The 19,034-nt window shown below is 61.6% G+C and carries 17 protein-coding genes; 14 read left to right on the plus strand and 3 right to left on the minus strand.

Going from position 1 to position 19,034, the window contains the following annotated elements; translation table 11 throughout:
* Positions 1–8: 8 nt before the first annotated feature.
* Positions 9–851 (minus strand): C-GCAxxG-C-C family (seleno)protein, encoded by an 843-nt coding sequence (locus ACZ5B4_RS12140; protein WP_464911497.1) that lies wholly within the window; start codon positions 849–851, stop codon positions 9–11.
* Between the two features lie 323 nt (positions 852–1,174).
* On the opposite strand from ACZ5B4_RS12140, the gene ACZ5B4_RS12145 reads away from it, so the two are divergent.
* The 12 genes from ACZ5B4_RS12145 to ACZ5B4_RS12200 all read left to right on the plus strand — a co-directional run bounded on the left by ACZ5B4_RS12145 (position 1,175) and on the right by ACZ5B4_RS12200 (position 14,480).
* Complete coding sequence (locus ACZ5B4_RS12145; protein WP_464911498.1) at positions 1,175–2,821, plus strand: outer membrane protein assembly factor BamB family protein; 1,647 nt, start codon at positions 1,175–1,177, stop codon at positions 2,819–2,821.
* A gap of 13 nt (positions 2,822–2,834) precedes the next feature.
* The gene (locus tag ACZ5B4_RS12150) at positions 2,835–3,968 is read left to right on the plus strand and encodes a hypothetical protein (RefSeq protein ID WP_464911499.1); all 1,134 of its coding nucleotides are present in this window, start codon (positions 2,835–2,837) and stop codon (positions 3,966–3,968) included.
* A 299-nt stretch (positions 3,969–4,267) separates the two neighbouring features.
* A complete protein-coding gene (locus tag ACZ5B4_RS12155) occupies positions 4,268–4,726 on the plus strand; it encodes a glycosyl hydrolase (protein ID WP_464911500.1) in 459 nt (152 codons plus the stop codon).
* A gap of 748 nt (positions 4,727–5,474) precedes the next feature.
* A complete protein-coding gene (locus ACZ5B4_RS12160; RefSeq protein ID WP_464911501.1) occupies positions 5,475–6,443 on the plus strand; it encodes a DNA-methyltransferase in 969 nt (322 codons plus the stop codon).
* Complete coding sequence (locus ACZ5B4_RS12165; protein WP_464911502.1) at positions 6,440–7,051, plus strand: BglII/BstYI family type II restriction endonuclease; 612 nt, start codon at positions 6,440–6,442, stop codon at positions 7,049–7,051. Before ACZ5B4_RS12160 ends, ACZ5B4_RS12165 begins: the two co-directional genes overlap by 4 nt.
* Before the next feature lie 356 nt (positions 7,052–7,407).
* Positions 7,408–8,268 (plus strand): molybdate ABC transporter substrate-binding protein, encoded by an 861-nt coding sequence (locus tag ACZ5B4_RS12170; protein ID WP_464911503.1) that lies wholly within the window; start codon positions 7,408–7,410, stop codon positions 8,266–8,268.
* Positions 8,269–8,276: 8 nt separating this feature from the next.
* On the plus strand, positions 8,277–9,059 hold the full coding sequence (locus ACZ5B4_RS12175; RefSeq protein ID WP_464911504.1) for an ABC transporter permease: 783 nt from the start codon (positions 8,277–8,279) through the stop codon (positions 9,057–9,059).
* The gene (locus tag ACZ5B4_RS12180; RefSeq protein ID WP_464911505.1) at positions 9,046–10,146 is read left to right on the plus strand and encodes an ABC transporter ATP-binding protein; all 1,101 of its coding nucleotides are present in this window, start codon (positions 9,046–9,048) and stop codon (positions 10,144–10,146) included. The genes ACZ5B4_RS12175 and ACZ5B4_RS12180 overlap by 14 nt, the downstream gene beginning before the upstream one ends.
* A 59-nt stretch (positions 10,147–10,205) precedes the next feature.
* Positions 10,206–11,798: an RHS repeat domain-containing protein gene (locus ACZ5B4_RS12185; protein WP_464911506.1), complete on the plus strand. Its 1,593-nt coding sequence runs from the start codon at positions 10,206–10,208 to the stop codon at positions 11,796–11,798.
* Positions 11,783–12,277 (plus strand): hypothetical protein, encoded by a 495-nt coding sequence (locus tag ACZ5B4_RS12190; RefSeq protein ID WP_460182196.1) that lies wholly within the window; start codon positions 11,783–11,785, stop codon positions 12,275–12,277. Before ACZ5B4_RS12185 ends, ACZ5B4_RS12190 begins: the two co-directional genes overlap by 16 nt.
* 374 nt (positions 12,278–12,651) lie before the next feature.
* Positions 12,652–13,959, plus strand: coding sequence for an RHS repeat-associated core domain-containing protein (locus tag ACZ5B4_RS12195; protein WP_464911507.1), 1,308 nt, complete (start codon positions 12,652–12,654; stop codon positions 13,957–13,959).
* An 83-nt stretch (positions 13,960–14,042) separates the two neighbouring features.
* On the plus strand, positions 14,043–14,480 hold the full coding sequence (locus ACZ5B4_RS12200; protein ID WP_464911508.1) for a hypothetical protein: 438 nt from the start codon (positions 14,043–14,045) through the stop codon (positions 14,478–14,480).
* Positions 14,481–15,057: 577 nt separating this feature from the next.
* Here the strand turns inward: ACZ5B4_RS12200 and ACZ5B4_RS12205 are convergent.
* Positions 15,058–15,863 (minus strand): IS5 family transposase gene (locus tag ACZ5B4_RS12205; RefSeq protein WP_464913989.1). Its coding sequence is split into 2 segments (ribosomal slippage): positions 15,058–15,518 and positions 15,518–15,863, totalling 807 coding nucleotides; the frame shifts between segments, so codons are not numbered across the junction.
* A gap of 395 nt (positions 15,864–16,258) precedes the next feature.
* Here ACZ5B4_RS12205 and ACZ5B4_RS12210 point away from each other — a divergent pair.
* Positions 16,259–17,395, plus strand: coding sequence for an RHS repeat domain-containing protein (locus ACZ5B4_RS12210; RefSeq protein ID WP_464911509.1), 1,137 nt, complete (start codon positions 16,259–16,261; stop codon positions 17,393–17,395).
* A 66-nt stretch (positions 17,396–17,461) separates the two neighbouring features.
* On the opposite strand, the gene ACZ5B4_RS12215 is transcribed toward ACZ5B4_RS12210, so the two are convergent.
* Positions 17,462–18,267 (minus strand): IS5 family transposase gene (locus ACZ5B4_RS12215; RefSeq protein WP_464913989.1). Its coding sequence is split into 2 segments (ribosomal slippage): positions 17,462–17,922 and positions 17,922–18,267, totalling 807 coding nucleotides; the frame shifts between segments, so codons are not numbered across the junction.
* Between the two features lie 134 nt (positions 18,268–18,401).
* On the opposite strand from ACZ5B4_RS12215, the gene ACZ5B4_RS12220 reads away from it, so the two are divergent.
* Positions 18,402–18,872 carry a hypothetical protein gene (locus tag ACZ5B4_RS12220; protein ID WP_464911510.1) on the plus strand — a complete coding sequence of 157 codons (471 nt, stop codon included), beginning with the start codon at positions 18,402–18,404 and terminating at the stop codon, positions 18,870–18,872.
* The last annotated feature ends 162 nt before the right edge of the window (positions 18,873–19,034 follow it).

Genomic DNA, 19,034 nt, shown 5'->3' on the forward strand with positions numbered 1-19,034 from the left:
GCGCAAGCCTAGCGGCTGTGGATCGTTTCCGACGGGTGCGAGGCCGGCAGATGGTGACAGGACCCGCACTCCATCTTCACCATCGCGTCCGCCAGTTGCGTCTTTCCGTGGCAGGAATTGCAATCCTTGGCCGTGGACGAGACATCGAGCAAGTTGTGATAAGACTGGGTCTGGGCCTCATTCAATAGGATGGCCAGCATTCGCGCCCCGTCGGCGGTCACGCGGCGGCATCGTTCGCTTTTTTCTTTGGAGAATGCCGGATATCCCGAGGCCTTGCACCACTCCGACACCGAAATGTGGCACAGGATGGAGCGCGGGGCGGCGGCAGGCACCTCCATGGCCGTTGGTGAATTCTTCGGTTGATACGTCGGAAGCGGCGTCGATTCGAACCACAGGTTAAAGCGGCCGATCAGCTTGTTGCGAGCCTCCTCGTCGTCCTGATGGAACAGCGAGATGATGGCGGCCGCGCCATTCACGACGCCGCAGAGCGAGCCCCAACCGCCGACCCCGCCGTGGCCGTAACGCATCATGCCGTAAGGGAACGAAGCAAACGGCTCGCCCACCTTTTCAGCCAAGGCCGTCATCACGGAGCCGACCATGGAGTACATGCACGACCCGTTGGGGTACATGGCGTAGGCCCGATCCGCGAGTTCCTCCGGGTCGAGGGCGAGGTACTTCCACGCCGCCGGCCTCCCGGCCGGGACCTCGGGCCGCCCCGATACCCCGACGCCGGACGTCGCCGAGCCTCCCGGCGAGTCCCCCAGACTCTGAACGGATCCCGCGACCAGAACGCCGCCGGAAAACAGCCCCAAGGACGAAAGCACGCTGCGTCGATCAAGTCGGTCGGCCATGAAACCTCGCTCCCGGAAAAAATGGAACGGCCGGGAAAACGTAGAGATCGCCGCCGAGACGCGTACCGATTTCGCGTTTTCCCGCGCTCATGTTGCATATTTTGCCAAATCGCCAAGGATTCATCAAGCCTCGAACCGCGCCGGGATCGCCGTCGGTCGCAATACTCGGGAATCGCACGCGTCCCATCTCCCTGGGCGATGCTGATGACGGATTCGCCGTGGACGTCCGAGCCGTTGCTGGATCGGCGGCGGGCGGGCGGACTAAAATAGCCACGGGTTGTGCGGGCACGGCCGCAAGCGGTTTCGCGATGGCGAGGGCTACGATGGGACTTCGAACAACAAACCGATCCGCCGCAGTCGTCTTGTGGGGGGCGTGCATCGTGAGCGGCTGGTGCTGCGCGGACGGCCGATCCGCCGACCCGCCCTCACCTCAGGCCTCGCCGGTCGCTTCGGCGCCTTCTCATGCAAGGGCGGAAGATTGGCCGCAATTGCAGCGTACCGCCGAGCGCCATGGGCGATCCGAGATCGAGGTACCTCCCCCGTACCGCGCCCGCTGGATCTGGTTCGGACCGGAGCATATTCTCCGCAATCGCGAATCGAAGCGGGCGGCCGGTTGGGACGACGACCTGGCCGGCGGGGAGGGGAAGAGATACCCCATGCCCGACCGCTTGCCGTTCTGCTTCGCCGGGTCCATGCAACCGATCTGCGTGGGCGGCCGCGTCTTCGTGGCGGACTGCCAAGGAGCCGTATATGCCCTGCGCAGCGACGACGGCGCCACGTTATGGACGGCGGCGAACCCCGGCGGCTCGCTCTGGTCCGGCGCGGCCACGGAAGACGTGGTCGCCTTCGCCTCGACGACGGGTTACGTCACGGCCTGGGACGCCGCGACCGGCCGCGAGCTTTGGAAATACGACTCCGGCAAGGCCGTCACCAGCGCACCGGCTTTGGTGGGAGACATCCTCTACACGCCGAGCCAATCGGGCCGAGTCTATGCCCTGCGACTGAAAGACGGACAAGAGGTTTGGAAAAGCGAATACTTAGGCGCACCGATTCAAGGCGGGTTGTGCGTCGCGAACGGCAGGGTCTATGTCGGCACGGAAGCCATGGAGGCCGTGGCGCTGGACGCCGCCTCCGGCCGGGTCTTGGCTCGCAGTGAACGGCTGATGGGCCAGAGTTTTCGGCTCCTCTGGCCGGTGGCGGTCGCCGAGCGCGTGATCTTCACCACCGTGCCGCTGATTTGCGTGGGGAGCGAGTATGTGAATGACCCGATCCTGGCCGGGAAGGATTCCGCCTTTGGAACGGTGGGCTGGGACCCGCAACTCAAGCCCGGCTATCCCGACGTGGCCGCCGAACAGGCCGCCCTCCGCCGCTGGCTGAGCGGGCCGGGCAAGGTCTGGGAAACGCACTTCGCGTTGCGGGCGGAGGACCTGAAGAAGGACTATATCATCGCCACCGGCGTCACCGAGGGCTGCGGCATGCCGCCCAATCCGCCGGCCCTCGATGAGCGGGGTCGGCCGCTCTTGTGGTGGGCCTCCGGTTACGGCACCGTCATCCGCAAGTGCGGCTTCGGAACGAACTTCACCACCGACATCAGCGCCCTGGATCTTCGCAACGGCGACCGCATCCTCATCGACAACGGCCGCCATGCCGATCAAACCACCGAGACCGACAACCTGTACGCCATGAGCACCGGCGGGCGGTACTTGTATCTGCGGCAGAATTTCCGCGGCACCAGCGTCATCGATCTGCAAACCTCGCAGCACCACCGCATCTCGGCGATCTATCGGCGGTGGGACGGCGGCGGATGGCACTCGCCCGTCAACTACGCCCAAGGCGACGGCGACGCCGTCCGCGTTCCGTCGACGCCGCCCGCGCCCTCGGGCCGCACGGCCCCGGCGGTGGCCGACGGAAAGCTCTTCTTCACCGAAGAATTCGCCGTTACCTGCGTGGAAACCGCGCGATCACCATGAGGATACTTCTATCATGTTCCTTACTTACTGTGTGATCTACGGCGTAGTTCTATCCGGCGCCGCATTGCAGTCGGCGGACTATGACGACTATCTTTGGCAAACGCCGCGCGTTACGAATATCGACCCCGAGGCGACCGCCGCGTTGCGGGCCGAATTGCGCGAGGAAGTGGATCGGATTCTGAAGGCGGGCCTGCTCGCGCCGCTGCGGTTGAGCTATGCCGACGTGCCCCACGAAGCCTATTGGCTGTACTACGAGCGCGGTCGGACGATCACGACCTTGGCCTACGCCTATCCCCATTTGACGGAATCGCAACAATCGGCCGTGCGAAAATACGTCGCCGAGACGCTGGCGGATTCGAAGCACGCGCCCTATCGGCCCGGGATTTTGGGGCCGGCGGACGGCGCCCCCCGGGCCTTGCACGGCCGTCTGGTCACGGAGGGTCGCTATATCTCCGAATACGGCACGTCGCCGACGTTGCACGTGCTCTACGGCTTGTGGCTGTACGGCGATCGCAGCGGGGATTGGAAGACCCTGGAGCGGTACTGGGATCGCATCAAGGCCCGCTACTTGGAAGGGATCGAGAACGAGCCGATTCTATACGGCCAAATGAGCGCCCATATCGCCGTCGCCCGTCTGGCCCGGAGGTTCGGCGACGAGCCGACGCTCCGCCGAGCGACGGAGGCCTTGACCGCCGACTTCGACGCGGGCCGGGACGTGGCGCGGATCGCGGCACGCTTGTCGCGGACCCGCTTCGCCCGATTTCAAGAGCCTCGCAACCGGGGCAGCTTTCCGGGCGATTGCTGGATCTTCCTCGACGCGTGCCCCGAGGTCCTCCGCTTTCTGGCCGACACCCAAAACGCCGAGGTATTGCGTCGCATCGGACTGATGAAGGCCCGCTATCCGCTCTGGTGGCTGCATCAGGCCCCCTATTTTACGCGTTGGACGGGCGACGAGGGCGTGGGCGTGACTCCGGAGCTGATCGGCATGATCCATCCCGTCGAGCGCTGGGTGGCCGGCACCGAAGCCGCACAGCTCACCGGCTTCATGCGCTCCGTATCCGTCGGCATCGGCGACTGCTACCGGCTCGAGGCCCTGACGCAGACCATCGAGGCCTACGGGCAAACGGCGTGGGAGGCCGTCGAGTAACCGGGGCATCGCGCGGCTTTCGCGGCTGGGGCCGTTTGCAAGTCCGCTCCATCGCCGCGGAAATTCCGCCCCGCCTCTTTTTTTCGCCTCGGTCCGGCGGGCCGATGCACCGGCCGGGCTCCGCGACTGGAACATTCCTGCTCGGCCTTGCCGTGTCGCGTGCGGGCGGAACCCTTCCGTATAATGAGGGTTTGCTGCACGGCGCTTTCGCGAGCTTCCGCCGGCGCCGGCGTTTTTCACGGTATGTTTCGGCTTGGGCACGGCCCGGGGGCTTTATTTCCGCATGGAGGATGCCATCGATGAAACGAGCCGCGCGACCTGTCGGTCTGAGTCTGATCCTTTTGCTGTTGCCGGCAAGTTTCACCGCGGCGCAGTCCCTGGATGCCGGCTGGGAGTCGCCGCCCCGCGAGGCACGCCTCCGCGCTTATTGGTGGTGGCTGAACGGCTGCGTCACACCGGAGGCTGTCACGCGGGATTTGGAAGAGATGAAGTCGCAGGGCTTCGGCGGAGCATTGATCTGCGACGCCGACGGCTCCAGCCAGGACGGAAACGAGCGAGCACCGCACGGGCCGGACTTCTTCTCACCTGAGTGGAGGGAATTGTTCAAACACACGTTGCGGGAGGCCGATCGCTTGGGGCTGGAAATGAGCCTCAATATTCAGAGCGGTTGGAATCTGGGAGGGCCTGTCGTTTCCGCCGATGACGCCGGAAAGAAGCTGGTCTGGTCCGAGGTCCGCGTCACGGGCCCGGCCGCCTGAACAAAGACGGCATCCGTTCCCGCTGGCGGCTTGACCCGCAATTCCACGAACTCGTCGAAGGTCAATCCGATTCGCATGTTTCGTCCTTGCCCTGACACAGGCACCACCACGAGCGAGCCCATCGCTCGCCCCTCCTATCCACATATTTCCCAGAGCAGGCCGGATTCATAAACGCGGGCCGCCGTTTTTCGTAACCGGCTACCAGACAATCGCTTGCGACGCGCCGCAGCTCGGCCGACGCCTCATCCCCAAGCGGGAATCGCACCGGGGCGAACGACACGGGCCCCACCTCAATGGGGTTTCGTCGGTCATGCGGCCTGCTAGGCGAACAACCGGGCCTCTCGTAAAATTATGCACACAAGGGGGGGCGTGAACCGCCAAGCAGGCCCGCAAAACGGCAAGGCTGTCATACTCCGGATTCACTGCAGTCTGCCATGTGCAGGCCGGCTGACACACGGCTGGGCACGATGAAAAATCGCCTTGGCTGCGCGAGGAATATTGAACCGGGCTGGGGTGCGGCGTTCGCGGTCCCACAGACGCCTTGACACGGCGTCCTGATGAGCGCTAGGCTGAAACAGCCTGGCACGCAGCGAGACGCGCGACAATCTGACTAGCGACGACTACACTGCGACTTATGACGACCGGCCTTACGCGCGTTGGGCTGCACGCCTGCAATCTAGAGCCTGATGCGATGGTCATTCCAAGATCAAGTTACGCCTCACGAGAACGACAAGTTGAGAGAAGTGGGATGAACGGACGCGATCGATCTTTGTTCGGCCCCAAGACCACGATCTCCGACAAATTCGACCTTTCGGAATCCATCGTGGTCTACCCTGGTGACTGCGTTGCGCTACTCCAGACTATCCCCGATGACTCGATTCACCTCATCGTCACATCACCGCCTTATAACATCGGCAAGGAGTATGAGAAGAGACTCCATCTCGAGATCTACCTTCGCCAACAGGCTCAGGTCATTGCTGAGTGTGCGCGCGTGTTGTCCCCCCGAGGCAGTATTTGCTGGCAGGTCGGAAATTACGTCGACCGTGGAGCGATCATCCCCCTTGACACGGTTCTCTATCCCATCTTCTCCGGGCTCGGGCTTAGGATGCGTAATCGTATCATCTGGCATTTCGAGCACGGGCTCCACTGCAGCCGCCGCTTCTCCGGACGATATGAAACGATTATCTGGTTTACCAAGTCCGAGGACTACGTCTTCAATCTTGACGCAGTGCGGGTACCTCAAAAATACCCAGGAAAGAAGCACTTCAAAGGTCCAAAGGCCGGACAGTATTCCTGTAACCCCCTGGGTAAAAATCCAGGCGACCTCTGGGTAATTCCGAACGTCAAGAGCAACCATGTCGAGAAGACTGAGCACCCTTGTCAATTCCCGGTGGAGTTGATTGAACGGTTAGTGCTCTCCCTCACAAACGAGGAAGATTGGGTCCTCGATCCATTCCTTGGGACTGGAACCACCGTCATCGCCGCCATTCGGCATCGCCGCCGAGGCGCCGGTGCTGAGATCGTCCCCAAGTACGTGAAGCTCGCACAAGAGAGGATTCAACAGGAGTTGGAGGGGACTCTGCGGACTCGCCCTATGGACAGGCCCGTCTATGACCCTGTTGAAGGAGGGAACAGCCTCACTGTCGCCCCCTGGAAGAAGGAGACCAAGCAGATGACGCTCTTCGAGACAAGCCCGAGATACGGGAGAAAACGATGAAGATTGCTGAGACGTACTCCCACCTTAACGGGCTTGAGTTTCTTCTGGTGCACAAGCCAACCCTTTGGGAGGAAATACGAGACGTAATCTCCGCGGTGGATGCCAATGAATGTCACACGAAGGTGTCCAAAGAAAAGACGATGAAAGGGAAGCGTCTGTTCAGCCCGATTGATATGAATGCAGCTTTCAAACGTCTCCTTCGCGAAAAGGCGTGGCAAGAGAACCGGGTGAGCTACTGGGTCACACGGAGCGAGAAGCTGATCCGGAAAACGCTGACGATGCCCCCCGAGGAGCAGAAAAGAGAGATTGAAACGGCAGGCGAGAAGGCAATTTACAGCTACAACCAAACGGACTTCGTTAAGGATCGCGTGGCTGTTGAGATTCAATTTGGAAAGTATGCCTTCGTGGCGTATGACCTCTTCGTCAAACACCTGGCTTTTTACGTGGGCGACCAAATTGACGTTGGAGTCGAAATACTTCCGATGAAGTCGCTCCAGAGCCAAATGAGTTCCGGTGTTGCCTATTATGAGGGCGAGTTCTACAACGTCGTTCGCCAGGGCCGAGGAGTCCCAGGCGTCCCGCTTGTCCTGATTGGCATCGAACCATAAAAAGATGGAGACCTAACAACCGATTGCAGCAGACGGCGCTGCGCGGCCCGCCGCGTGAACTTGATCGTTACCGCCCAGTGGCCTTTCACCGTTTCCACTCGAAGGAGACCCGCTCCACACGGCTACCCAGGCGGTCCGCCCGGGCAAGAACCGGGTCCGCATCGAGGTCGTCAATTTCTGGCCGAACCGAATCATCGGCGACGCCGCGCTGCCCGCGGACGAACGACTAACGCGGACCAATATCCGTAAGCTCACGGCCGATACCGCTCTGATGCCTTCGGGGCTTTTCGGTCCCGTAAGGCTCGGCCGGACGGACTGAGCCTCGGTTCTTCCGTGCGGCAGACGAGAAAGCGACCATGAAGACGTCCTTTTCGATTATCTCGCTACTCGCGCTGATCGTGCTCGGATTCGGTTGCGCGCCTCGGCAAGGCGAGCCTGCCCGGCTCTTGGTGTTCGCGGGAGCGGCGTCCAAGCCGGTCGCCGAGGAGGCCGCGGAGCTCTACCGGCGTCAGACCGGCGTCCGGGTGGAGTTGGTCTTCGGCGGTTCCGGCTACGTCCTTTCTCAAATGAAGCTGATGCGCGAAGGCGATGTTTACTTCCCCGGCTCCTCCGATTATATGGAGCTTGCGAAACGCGACGGCTTGGTGTTCGCCGATAGTGAGAGGATTTTGGTGTATCTTGTTCCGGCTATCAACGTGCAAAAAGGCAATCCCCTTAACATCCGCGAGCTGCGCGACCTGACGCGGCCGGGCGTGAAGGTCGCCATCGCCGATCCCGCGGGCGTGTGCGTCGGCGCCTATGCGGTGGAGATCATTGAGCGCGCGTTTTCGGACGAGGAAAAGATCGCCTTCCGGCGCAATCTCCTGAATTACACGGAAAGCTGCGAGAAGACCGCGACTGCCGTCGCGCTCAAGATGGCCGACGCCGTTATCGGATGGAGCGTCTTCGAGCATTGGGACCCGCAACGGATCGAAACGATACCGCTGGATAAGTCGCAAATTCCTCGCGTCGGCTATATTCCCGCGGCCGTTGCCGCGTTCACCAAGGACCGCGCCGCGGCGGAACGGTTCATCGACTTTTTGGCCGGTCCGGAGGGCAGGCGGCTCTTCGCCAAGCATCACTACTTCGGCACGGCCGAAGAGGCCTTCCGTTGGCTCGGCGAGGAAAAGCCGGTGGGCGGAGAATACTCGGTTCCCAAAGCGTGGATGGCGGAGTAAAGCGGTTCATGAGCTTGCGACGTTCGACCATTGCCGCCGCCCTCGCAATCCTGCTTTTGTACGGCGGCCTGATCGTTTCGCTGGCCTGGTTTCTCGACGCCGGCACGGTGGCGGCGACGCTGCGCTCGCAGCGGACGCTGTTCTCGGTGCGATTGTCGCTGATCTCGGCGACCTTGGCCGCCGCGCCCGCCCTGCTGCTCGCCGCACCCGCCGCCTACGCCTTGTCGCGCTATCGCTTTTTCGGCCGGGAATTGGTCGATACGCTGCTGGAGTTCCCCATCATCGTTTCGCCCGCGGCGCTGGGGGCCATGTTGTTGATCTTCTTCAACAATCCGCTCGGGGCGTGGATTCAGGGACGTCTGGTCCACTTCGTCTTCAGCGTGGCAGGCATCGTGCTGGCCCAATTCGTGACCGTGTTGGGCGTGGCGGTGCGAGTCCTCAAAACTTCCTTCGATGAAGTGCCGGTCGAGTTGGAGACCGTCGCTCGAACGTTGGGCGCGCCGCCTTGGTACGTTTGGACCACGGTCACGCTGCCGCTGGTACGTCGCGGCCTGATCGCGGCCTTCGTGCTGGCCTGGGCCAAGGCCCTGGGCGAATTCGGCGCCACCATCATGGTCGCCGGCACCATGGCCATGCGGACCGAGACGCTGCCGATCGCGATCTACATGCGATTGGCCGGCGCGGATATCGAAGGGACCGCGGCCTTGATCCTGATTCTGGTCATCATCGGCCTGACCGCCTTGTTTGCCACGCGGCGGCTGCTGGGAGGGGCGGCCCATGCTCCGGATTGAATCGTTGACCACCGCCGTCGGGAGCTTTCGCCTCCGCGACGTCCATCTGTCGGTTGCCGAAGGCGAATGCCACGCCCTGATCGGGCCGTCCGGGGCCGGAAAATCCACGCTCCTCAACGCGGTGTTGGGCCTCCTAAAGCCGCAGTGCGGACGCATCCTCCTCGCCGGCCGCGACATCACCAGGCTTCCCATCGAACGCCGCGAGCTGGGTTACTTGCCGCAACAAACCGGCCTGTTTCCGCATCTCGATGTCCGACGGAATCTCCTTTACGGCGCTCGCGCAAGGCGGCTGCCCGCCGCCGAGTTCGAGCCCCTGCTGGATCAACTGGTGCGGGCAACGGGCCTGGCGCCCCTCTTGCATCGGCAACCCCACACGCTGTCCGGCGGCGAGCGCCAGCGCGTGGGATTGGTTCGCGCGCTGGTCAGTCGCCCGCGCGTGCTCCTCTTGGACGAGCCGTTCGCTTCGCTCAACGAAAGCCTGAAGCGCGAATTGTGGTGGCTGCTCCGCGATCTCATCCGGGAGCGGCGATTGACCGTCCTCATGGTTACGCACGACTTGGCCGAAGCCTATTTCCTGGCCGACCGCTTGACCGTACTCGTGGACGGCCGCGTCGTACAGCAGGGACAAAGCGCGGATGTCTATCTCCGCCCCGTCGCTCCGCAAGTGGCCCGCTTTCTGGGCGTGGAAACACTTCAGCCCGGTCGAATCCTTGAATTCCAGGACGGGCTGGCCACGGTCCAGGTCGGCTCGACCCGGCTGACCGCGCTGGCATCGCCCGGCCTTTCTGAGGACGTTCTCGTCAGCATTCGCGGCGAGGATGTCATTCTGGAACGCGACGACAACGTTACCAGCAGTGCCCGCAACCGCCTTCCCAGCCGCGTCCTATCCGTGCGGCCGGGCAGCCCGCTGCTGTGCGTGCAATTGGACGCGGGATTCCCCCTGCTGGCCTGCATCACACGGCCGGCGTACGAAGAGCTGGCGATCCGCCCGGGCTTGTCGGTCACCGCCGTGGTCAAGGCGACGGCCGTCCATTTGATCCCGAACTCGGCCGGAACCGGCGCCGATCCTTCCCGGACCAAGATCTAGCAACCCCCGGCCGGCTCGCCGGTCTCACCCGCTACGCCGACCTGGCCGGCACCCAGCTTGTGGCCCAAAGCGACTACGGCCACGACCTGGCCGGGCGACTGACCGACCTGGTCCACCACCGCGGCCAGACCACCTTCGTGGACTACGGCTGGTCCTTCGACGCCGCCGGGCGGATGACGCAGTACGTCAACTCGGTGGACGGCACGGCCGACTATACCAGCGACGCCACCGGGCAACTGACCGCCGCCGACTACGACTACCAAAGCGACGAAAGCTACACTTACGATGCCAACGGCAACCGGGTGCTCGCCAACGGCAGCACGTACACCACCGGTGCCAATAACCAGCTCCTCTCCGACGGCACCTACCGCTACCAGTACGATGCCGAGGGGAACCGCACGCACCGGTTCATCGACACCAACCAGAACGGCCGGCTCGACAGCGGCGATACCGACATCACCCAGTACACCTGGGACCACCGCAACCGGCTGGTGAAGGTCGAGCACCGGCCCGGCTACGCCGCGGCGGTGGACAAGGTGGTGGAGTATGCCTACGACTACCAGAACCGCTGGGTCCGCAAGCGGCTGGATGCCGACGGCGACGGGCATACCGACCAGCGGCGGCTCTTCGTTTACGACGGCAACCAGATCGTGATGGACTTCTGGCGGGCCAACTCGGGCAACATGCAGATCGGCCACCTGCGAGAGCGATACCTGTGGGGCCCGGCGGTGGACCAGATTCTGGCCGAGGAAGAAGTTGACGGCGGGACGGCGGATTCGGTCCAATGGACGTTGACGGACCACCTGAACACGGTGCGGGACATCGCTAAGTACGACCCGCAGACGGGGACCACCACCGTGGTCAACCACCTGGTCTACGACGCCTTCGGCAACGTGACGAGCGAGACCGACCCGGCGGTGGACTCGCTCTTTCTCTTCACCGCCCGGCCGTTCGATGCCGACACCGGCCTGCAAAACAACCTCAACCGCTGGTACGACCCCGCCGTGGGAAGGTGGCTGAGCGAGGACCCGATGGGGTTCGCGGCCGGCATCAATCTGTGCGAGTACGTAGGCAACGCACCCGTGTACCATACCGATCCCTACGGGCTGAAACCCCTTGGTCAGAAATGGGACGTGCCCGACTTCTTCTGGTGGTACTATTTTGGGTTCGGGCAGGAGGTATCGTTGCACAAGATAGGATTGCTTCAGCCCTGGTGGCAGGAGATAAAGCCCCAGGTCCAAGTGCAATTGCGTCACAGACTGGTACCCAAACTCATATCGCAGCTCTCTTGCGAGTCGGGAATAACGAAGGCACAAGTCAACCTCTCGGACCTTGTGCCGGTCGTTCTCGACGTACATTCAGGTGGTGGCATGTTTGACGTCTTAACCATCATGGGGCATTCGAATGTACGCGTGCGTGGAACATGCGAAGTGACAATCGACTGCAAAGGGTGTAATGAGGACCTCTGGATTAGTGCGTCATTAGGGACTTGCGACCTTTGGTTTCATGTTCGCGACAGGTTTCAGAATCCCTTGGACATCGGCGGCCAGTTCGCGCCCATTGACTTGCCGTTTGCAAAGCCTTATGACCTTGTGGCAACCTGGTATTGGAAGTTCACTTGGAAGGAGACTTATCCATGTCCGAAAAAGTAAGCAATGCACACGGTTATCGCGCCGTTTGGATGAGGGCGTTTCGGTTGCGGATCGGACTCGCGATACTATGCTCATTTGCATCTGTGTCTCTGGTGTCGTGTTCCCTGTGCTGCCGTTGGATCCGCTATCTCACTGAGCCGCCTTATCGGCTCTTGGTGGATGAACTGCCCGAGTCGGCACGTTTGCTCAGGTATGACCTAATTCGGCATGGCATCGATTATTGCCACTTATTCGAGTTTGCTTGTTCAGATGGGGCGTTATGCGATATCCTCGTGGCGAGATGGAAGTTGGATGAGTTGACCGGCACCAGTGAGTATCCCACATCGTTTGTGGAATTTGACCATCCCGAGTGGTGGACGCCCACTAGCCCGACACCCACTCGTATTTTTGCCCGGCGGGATGAAAAAACTGAACAATATCTGAGCGTTTGGGAACAGGCTCAGGTAAACCGGCTGTATGTCGAATATGGCCGATGGTGATTTGGACGGGCCGGATACCCTTGCTCAAGGGAGGGGCCGGCAAGGTGGCCGGGGCTGGAAGATTCGAGCTGCAGGGGCGAATCTGAAGCCCCGGAGGCTACAGGGAGTGGTTGGGTGAAACACATCAGACGGTTACACTTCCCGCCAGCCAAGTAGGTCAGGCACACCGTCCCTGACCAGAGCGCGCGGGTGCCCCTGCTTGGCAAACGGACGCAGAGTGTTGTGGCACTGCTTGGGACAAGCAGTGCCAAGGTGGCTTTACCGAGGGCAACCGCACGTACTGCTTTGTCGATAATAACCAGAACGGGCAGCTCGACAGCGGCGACGGGGATATTACCAAGTACACTTGGGACCATCGGAATCGGTTATACAAGGTGCAGCATCAGGCGAGTTACGGGGCGGCCGTGGATTGGGTGATTCGGTATTCGTATGACCACGAGAACCGCCTGGTGCGGCGGCGGATGGATGCCAACGGCGACGGTGACTACGAACAGAAACGAGTCTTCGCCTACGACGGCAACCAGGTGGTTTTGGATTTCCAGCATACCGGCGCAGGGGACGTAGCGGCTTCGGATCTTCGCCAGCGTTACCTCTGGGGCCCGGCGGTGGACCAGATTCTGGCCGAGGAAGAAGTTGACGGCGGGACGGCGGATTTGGTAGCCTGGACGCTGACGGATCACCTGAACACGGTGCGGGACATTGCCAAGTACGATCCGCAGACGGGAACCACCACCGTGGCCAACCATCTGGTTTACGACGCCTTCGGCCGCGTCACGTCGGAGAGCAACACGGCGGTGGACTCGCTCTTCCTCTTCACCGCCCGGCCGTTTGACGTCGACGCCGGCCTGCAAAACAACCTCCACCGCTGGTACGACCCGCGTGTCGGCCGCTGGCTGAGCGAGGACCCGATCGGGTTTGCCGCAGCTGACGGGAATCTATATCGATACGTGGGCAATTGCCCGGTCCTGTACGTCGATCCTGCTGGCCTTCGCCCCATCTACTTCAAGTTCGCTGCGTTCATTGGCTCGCACCTCGGCGGCGACTACTTGCCTGGGGGTCGCTGGTTGCCGGAGCCTATGCTCGGCGGCTGGGTGGGGTTCTTTTTCAAGACGGATGATCGCGGGTTTGGGCAAGCGGGAACGTCACGGCTCTACAGTGAAGGGTGGATCGAGTCCTACGACATCGGCCACCTGACCTCCGGGACTCAAGGGCCGACGAAGTATTACGTCAACACAGACTGCGATACGAGCTTTCGTGGGAACTGGTCGCCCGTAGGCGATCCCGGTTTTCACGGAGGCAACGTCAACAACATTTGGGCTTGGCGGGTTGTCTCGAAGAAAGCAGCCCCCTCGGTCAAGACCGTAACGGTATCCGATGGCCCGTGTGAGAGCACAATCTCCATCACGGCCGCCGCTGCTTATCCCTTCGGTGGACGTTTTGCACCCAACATCGACTATACCGTGCATTTCCGTTTCCGAATCACGGGCAACGGGAAAGTCAACGTCAGCGTCAAGGGTACGCACGATTCATTCCCAGACTATGAGGCGCTCCTTGATCATGGTCCCCAACCCTTGTACGTTTACCAGACGGCGGGTTCAGGGCCAGGCATTGGAAACCTGACTACGCCGGTCAATTTCGGCACTTCGGAGGTTGTGGTCTTTGCTCCAACGGGAGTCTATTAGTTCGCTAACGTCGGCGGCGCGATGGCGGGATTAGAGCGCCCTCGCGTACTGCAAATGAGACCACTGTTGTTCAAGGAAGTCGAATGAGTCTTCCCGACCATCGCACGCCGCCGGCCAAACGACACAGCAAGTTGCTGCTTTTCTTTCTCGCAAGCCTAAGCTGCACGGGTAGCGCTCTCATTGCAGAGCAAGTGTACGTTGCATCGCACGAGGGCTTCGGTGCAGGTGACATCTGGGCATTTGCGTTCTGGCTCGCTCAGTTTTCGGTCGTCGTCGGCATGGTGGCCCTTGCACTTGGCACGCTTCGATGCCGCTCATGGCTCCGGCTGACACTTTCTATCATTGCCGGACTCGTTGGTGGCTACGTCTGGACCTGGTTCGTTTACTTCGCTTTCGGCCCCTGGTTCGGAGCTTTCAGCTTCCCGGTACTCCACTTCTGGATGCTGGGTGCTGTTGTGGGGCTTCTGCTTGGCGGCGTTTACGTGAGCCTCTACGGCAGGAGAGCAGAGCAACTCCCGTGACCGACCGAGCCGGGGTGCAGTCTCGACGCGGAGCACCTGCTCGCGTCATGGATGCCGACAGCCGTTGTGCCATACACCACAGCGGCTTGCAGGTAGCCGTGTCGGGCATCACAGCCGAGGTACAAGCAGAAACGAAGGGGCAGCCGCCTATACCATTTGGAATAGGTGCATTGGTTCGCGTGGATGTCTTGTTTCAGGGGGGCCCGGGGATATCCGGTGAAGGGGAACAGGATGGGTCGCGTTTCTTTCGCGGCGCCGCGGGAGATGAACCCTCACCCGGCTCGACCCGGCTCGCTGACGCTCGCCGCCCTTTCCCGGGGGGAGAGGGCGAGTGACAGTTCTCCTCTATCTATCAGACCCGACTGTAGCCATCATTTTGATTGACGGTGGGACGGTGGATTTCGGCTGCCATTTCGAATCTGCCTCGCTGTGCGGACAGAACCTGGCTTGGAGGGCCGTAGCGCGATATTCGGGGCGGGGCTGTCTCTCCGTGGTGCTTGTCGAATTCCGAACACCGTTCGGCTCGCTGTACCTTTTCGGCTTGATCGTGAAGCTTGCTCCGTGGGTTTTAGGGGCTCTAACAAAACTCCATGACCCGGTTCCAGCAGATCATGGCACAACCGATGAACAGGAACGCATCGTGAAGATCCGGTCGTTTCTCGTAACGCACCCGCAGACGGCGCCAGTTGAACAGCCAATCGAAGCAGGCTTCGACGACGTAGCGGAACTTGCCCAGGCCACTGCCATGTTCGGTGTTGCGACGGGCAATCAACGGCCGAATGCCGCGCTTCCGCAAGGGCTTGCGAATCTTGGCCTCGGCGTCATACGCGCGATCCGCGAGCACCTCGTCGGGCCGCTTGCGCGGCGCGCCGCGAGGTTGTTTGATCGGAGGAACGGCATCAACCAGAGCAACGGCCATCTCCGAGTCGTGACAGTTCGCGCCGGTGTGGGCAATCGCCAGAGGCGTGCCGCTGCCGTCGACCATCAGATGGCGCTTCGAGCCATTCTTGCCGCGATCCGTGGGATTCGGGCCGGTCTTTGCCCCCCAAAAAGCGCCCGCACGGAGCAACTGTCGATGGCCGATGTTGACCAGTCGATGCGACCGGCCGCCCCCAGTTCGTCCAGCAGCAGCCTCCAGATCTTCTTCCACACACCGGCTGCATGCCAGTCGCGGAGTCGCCGCCAGCACGTCATGCCGCTTCCGCAACCCAATTCCTTCGGAAGATACTCCCAGGGGCAACCGGTCTTCAGCACGAAAAGAATCCCCGTCAGCGCGGCGCGATCGGGAACACGCGGCCGGCCTCCTTTCGGCTTGGGGCGTTCGGGCGGTAGGTGTGGCTGGATTCGTTCCCACAGCGCGTCGGGCAACAACGGCTTCGCCATCATGTCCTCCTTGACACTTCCGTTGGCTAACCAGGCTGGCCCGAGAGTTAAGCAGCATTGCAAAGACTAGGCAAGAGCGGTTTTGTTAGAACCCCTTAGAACTGTTCGGGCCGCAATCCATTCGAAGGCGTGAGGTGTTCCGCCGGCCGCGTGTGCCGAGGCGGTAGGCGTGCCGAGGCGTGACGAATTTATATTTCGAGCCGCAGCACGTGCCCAGCCGCGATGCGTTTGTATTCCGGGGCGCGATAGGTGCTGAGCAACGATCGAGGTTATATTGCGAGCCGCGACCGCAAGGGGGCGGGCCGCCCCACGCGACGTAACGCCTTTTTTGCCAACATGTTGTTACTCGCTATCGCTTCCCCTCCGTCCCTCGCTACGCCGCGGCGGTGGACAAGGTGGTGGAGCATGCCTACGACTACCAGAACCGCTGGGTCCGCAAGCGGCTGGATGGCGACGGCGACGGGCATACCGACCAGCGGCGGCTGTTCGCCTGCGACGGCAACCAGATCGTGATGGACTTCTGGCGGGCCAACTCGGGAGATTTGCAGATCGGCCACCTGCGAGAGCGATACCTGTGGGGCCCGGCGGTGGACCAGATTCTGGCCGAGGAAGAAGTTGACGGCGGCACGGCGGATTTGGTAGCCTGGACGTTGACGGACCACCTGAACACGGTGCGGGACATCGCTAAGTACGACCCGCAGACGGGGACCACGACCGTGGTCAACCACCTGGTCTACGACGCCTTCGGCAACGTGACGTCGGAGAGCAACCCGGCGGTGGATTCTCTGTTTCTCTTCACCGCCCGGCCGTTCGACGGCGACACCGGCTTGCAAAACAACCTCAACCGCTGGTACGACCCGCGTGTCGGCCGCTGGCTTTCGGAAGACCCGCTGGGCTTTGACGCCGGGGATCTCAACCTGTATCGGTACGTGGGCAACTTACCCGTGTACCGTACCGATCCCTTTGGGCTGAAACCCCTTGGTCAGAAATGGGACGTGCTCGACTTCTTCTGGTGGTACTATTTTGGGTTTGGGCGGGAGGTGCCGTTGGATCAGATAGGGCTGCTCCTACCGTGGTGGGCGGCGATCAAGCCACAAGTCCTTCTGCGACTCAAGCTGAAAATGGTGCCTAGCTTGGAATCGCAACTCTCCTGTGAGCATGAGGACTCACCCAGCGCGGAGATTTCGGTTAAGCCATTCACCATTCCTGTCGCGGCGGGGGGTGCTATTACCGATCCGCTGACGGTAATGGGAAACTCTATAGTCAAGGTGCGGGGGACGTGCAAGGTCACGTTACAGTGCAAACAGTGCTGCGCTGGGGAGCGTGTCGTGAGTGGTTCGTCGGGAAGTTGCGACCTCGACTTCTTCGTTCGAGACAAGTTTCAGAACCCGCTGGACTGGGGCGGTCCATTTGGAAAGGAGGATTGGCCTGGCGCGACGCCGTATGATCTTGTGGCGTCCTGGTCCTACACGTACACATGGAAAAACACCTATGATAACCCGTGTCCCGAGGATCAGTGGAAGTCGAAATAGCGATTCGCCTGTGTCCCGGTACCGCTGGTGGCACGTTTGCGATACCCCGTGCGGTTGTTAGGGGCTCTAACAAAACTCCATGACCCGGTTCCAGCAGATCATGGCACAACCGATGAACAGGAACGCATCGTGAAGATCCGGTCGTTTCTCGTAACGCACCCGCAGACGGCGCCAGTTGAACAGCCAATCGAAGCAGGCTTCGACGACGTAGCGGAACTTGCCCAGGCCACTGCCATGTTCGGTGTTGCGACGGGCAATCAACGGCCGAATGCCGCGCTTCCGCAAGGGCTTGCGAATCTTGGCCTCGGCGTCATACGCGCGATCCGCGAGCACCTCGTCGGGCCGCTTGCGCGGCGCGCCGCGAGGTTGTTTGATCGGAGGAACGGCATCAACCAGAGCAACGGCCATCTCCGAGTCGTGACAGTTCGCGCCGGTGTGGGCAATCGCCAGAGGCGTGCCGCTGCCGTCGACCATCAGATGGCGCTTCGAGCCATTCTTGCCGCGATCCGTGGGATTCGGGCCGGTCTTTGCCCCCCAAAAAGCGCCCGCACGGAGCAACTGTCGATGGCCGATGTTGACCAGTCGATGCGACCGGCCGCCCCCAGTTCGTCCAGCAGCAGCCTCCAGATCTTCTTCCACACACCGGCTGCATGCCAGTCGCGGAGTCGCCGCCAGCACGTCATGCCGCTTCCGCAACCCAATTCCTTCGGAAGATACTCCCAGGGGCAACCGGTCTTCAGCACGAAAAGAATCCCCGTCAGCGCGGCGCGATCGGGAACACGCGGCCGGCCTCCTTTCGGCTTGGGGCGTTCGGGCGGTAGGTGTGGCTGGATTCGTTCCCACAGCGCGTCGGGCAACAACGGCTTCGCCATCATGTCCTCCTTGACACTTCCGTTGGCTAACCAGGCTGGCCCGAGAGTTAAGCAGCATTGCAAAGACTAGGCAAGAGCGGTTTTGTTAGAACCCCTTAGGTCTTGCCATCGGAGTTGCCTTTGGAGCAATGCCCATGATCCGCGACCGTAGCGAGGAGCCATCGAAGTCGAACGTCAGAAGTCGGCAATGGACGTTTCGTTTGGTGCTCGTGTTCGGTATGTTGCTTGCGATTGGATACGCCGTGAATCGTTTTCTGCCGCGACCGCCTTATGCCCAGATCGTGGACGAATTGCCAGACTCGGCGTGCCTGGTCAGGCATGAACTGATCCGGCATGGCGTGGATTACTGCCATGTGTTTGAGTTTTCTTGCTTGGACGCCGCGCTACGCGAGAAACTGGTGAGTCGGTGGCAGTTACGCGATTTGACGAGAGGCAATGAGGCCCCCGTTTCATTCATGGCAAATGACCATCCCGACTGGTGGGCACCCGATACGCCAGCGACGACTGGTAAGTTTGGACGACGCGATGACAACAGCGAAAGCTATATGAGTATCTGGGAGCAGCCCGAGACGGGGCGGTTGTACGTTGAAGTCGGCAGTTGGTGAAGCGGACATGGGCGGGTAGCACCGCTGGCTTGCCTGGCAGTGCTCACCCGATGCCGATACCTTCGAGATTCACGAATTCACGGCCGCGCCGGGCCTTCGTGGCGTAGTGCAAGCAGGGACGAAGGGGCAGCCGCCCATGCGATTTGGAATAGGTGGATTGGT

Source organism: Thermogutta hypogea, from assembly GCF_055386265.1.

Coding starts and splice junctions, on each gene's coding strand:
- ACZ5B4_RS12140 (WP_464911497.1), bottom strand. CDS start 851: ATGGCCGACCGACTTGATCGACGCAGCGTGCTTTCGTCCTTGGGGCTG.
- ACZ5B4_RS12145 (WP_464911498.1), top strand. CDS start 1,175: ATGGGACTTCGAACAACAAACCGATCCGCCGCAGTCGTCTTGTGGGGG.
- ACZ5B4_RS12150 (WP_464911499.1), top strand. CDS start 2,835: ATGTTCCTTACTTACTGTGTGATCTACGGCGTAGTTCTATCCGGCGCC.
- ACZ5B4_RS12155 (WP_464911500.1), top strand. CDS start 4,268: ATGAAACGAGCCGCGCGACCTGTCGGTCTGAGTCTGATCCTTTTGCTG.
- ACZ5B4_RS12160 (WP_464911501.1), top strand. CDS start 5,475: ATGAACGGACGCGATCGATCTTTGTTCGGCCCCAAGACCACGATCTCC.
- ACZ5B4_RS12165 (WP_464911502.1), top strand. CDS start 6,440: ATGAAGATTGCTGAGACGTACTCCCACCTTAACGGGCTTGAGTTTCTT.
- ACZ5B4_RS12170 (WP_464911503.1), top strand. CDS start 7,408: ATGAAGACGTCCTTTTCGATTATCTCGCTACTCGCGCTGATCGTGCTC.
- ACZ5B4_RS12175 (WP_464911504.1), top strand. CDS start 8,277: ATGAGCTTGCGACGTTCGACCATTGCCGCCGCCCTCGCAATCCTGCTT.
- ACZ5B4_RS12180 (WP_464911505.1), top strand. CDS start 9,046: ATGCTCCGGATTGAATCGTTGACCACCGCCGTCGGGAGCTTTCGCCTC.
- ACZ5B4_RS12190 (WP_460182196.1), top strand. CDS start 11,783: ATGTCCGAAAAAGTAAGCAATGCACACGGTTATCGCGCCGTTTGGATG.
- ACZ5B4_RS12200 (WP_464911508.1), top strand. CDS start 14,043: ATGAGTCTTCCCGACCATCGCACGCCGCCGGCCAAACGACACAGCAAG.
- ACZ5B4_RS12220 (WP_464911510.1), top strand. CDS start 18,402: ATGATCCGCGACCGTAGCGAGGAGCCATCGAAGTCGAACGTCAGAAGT.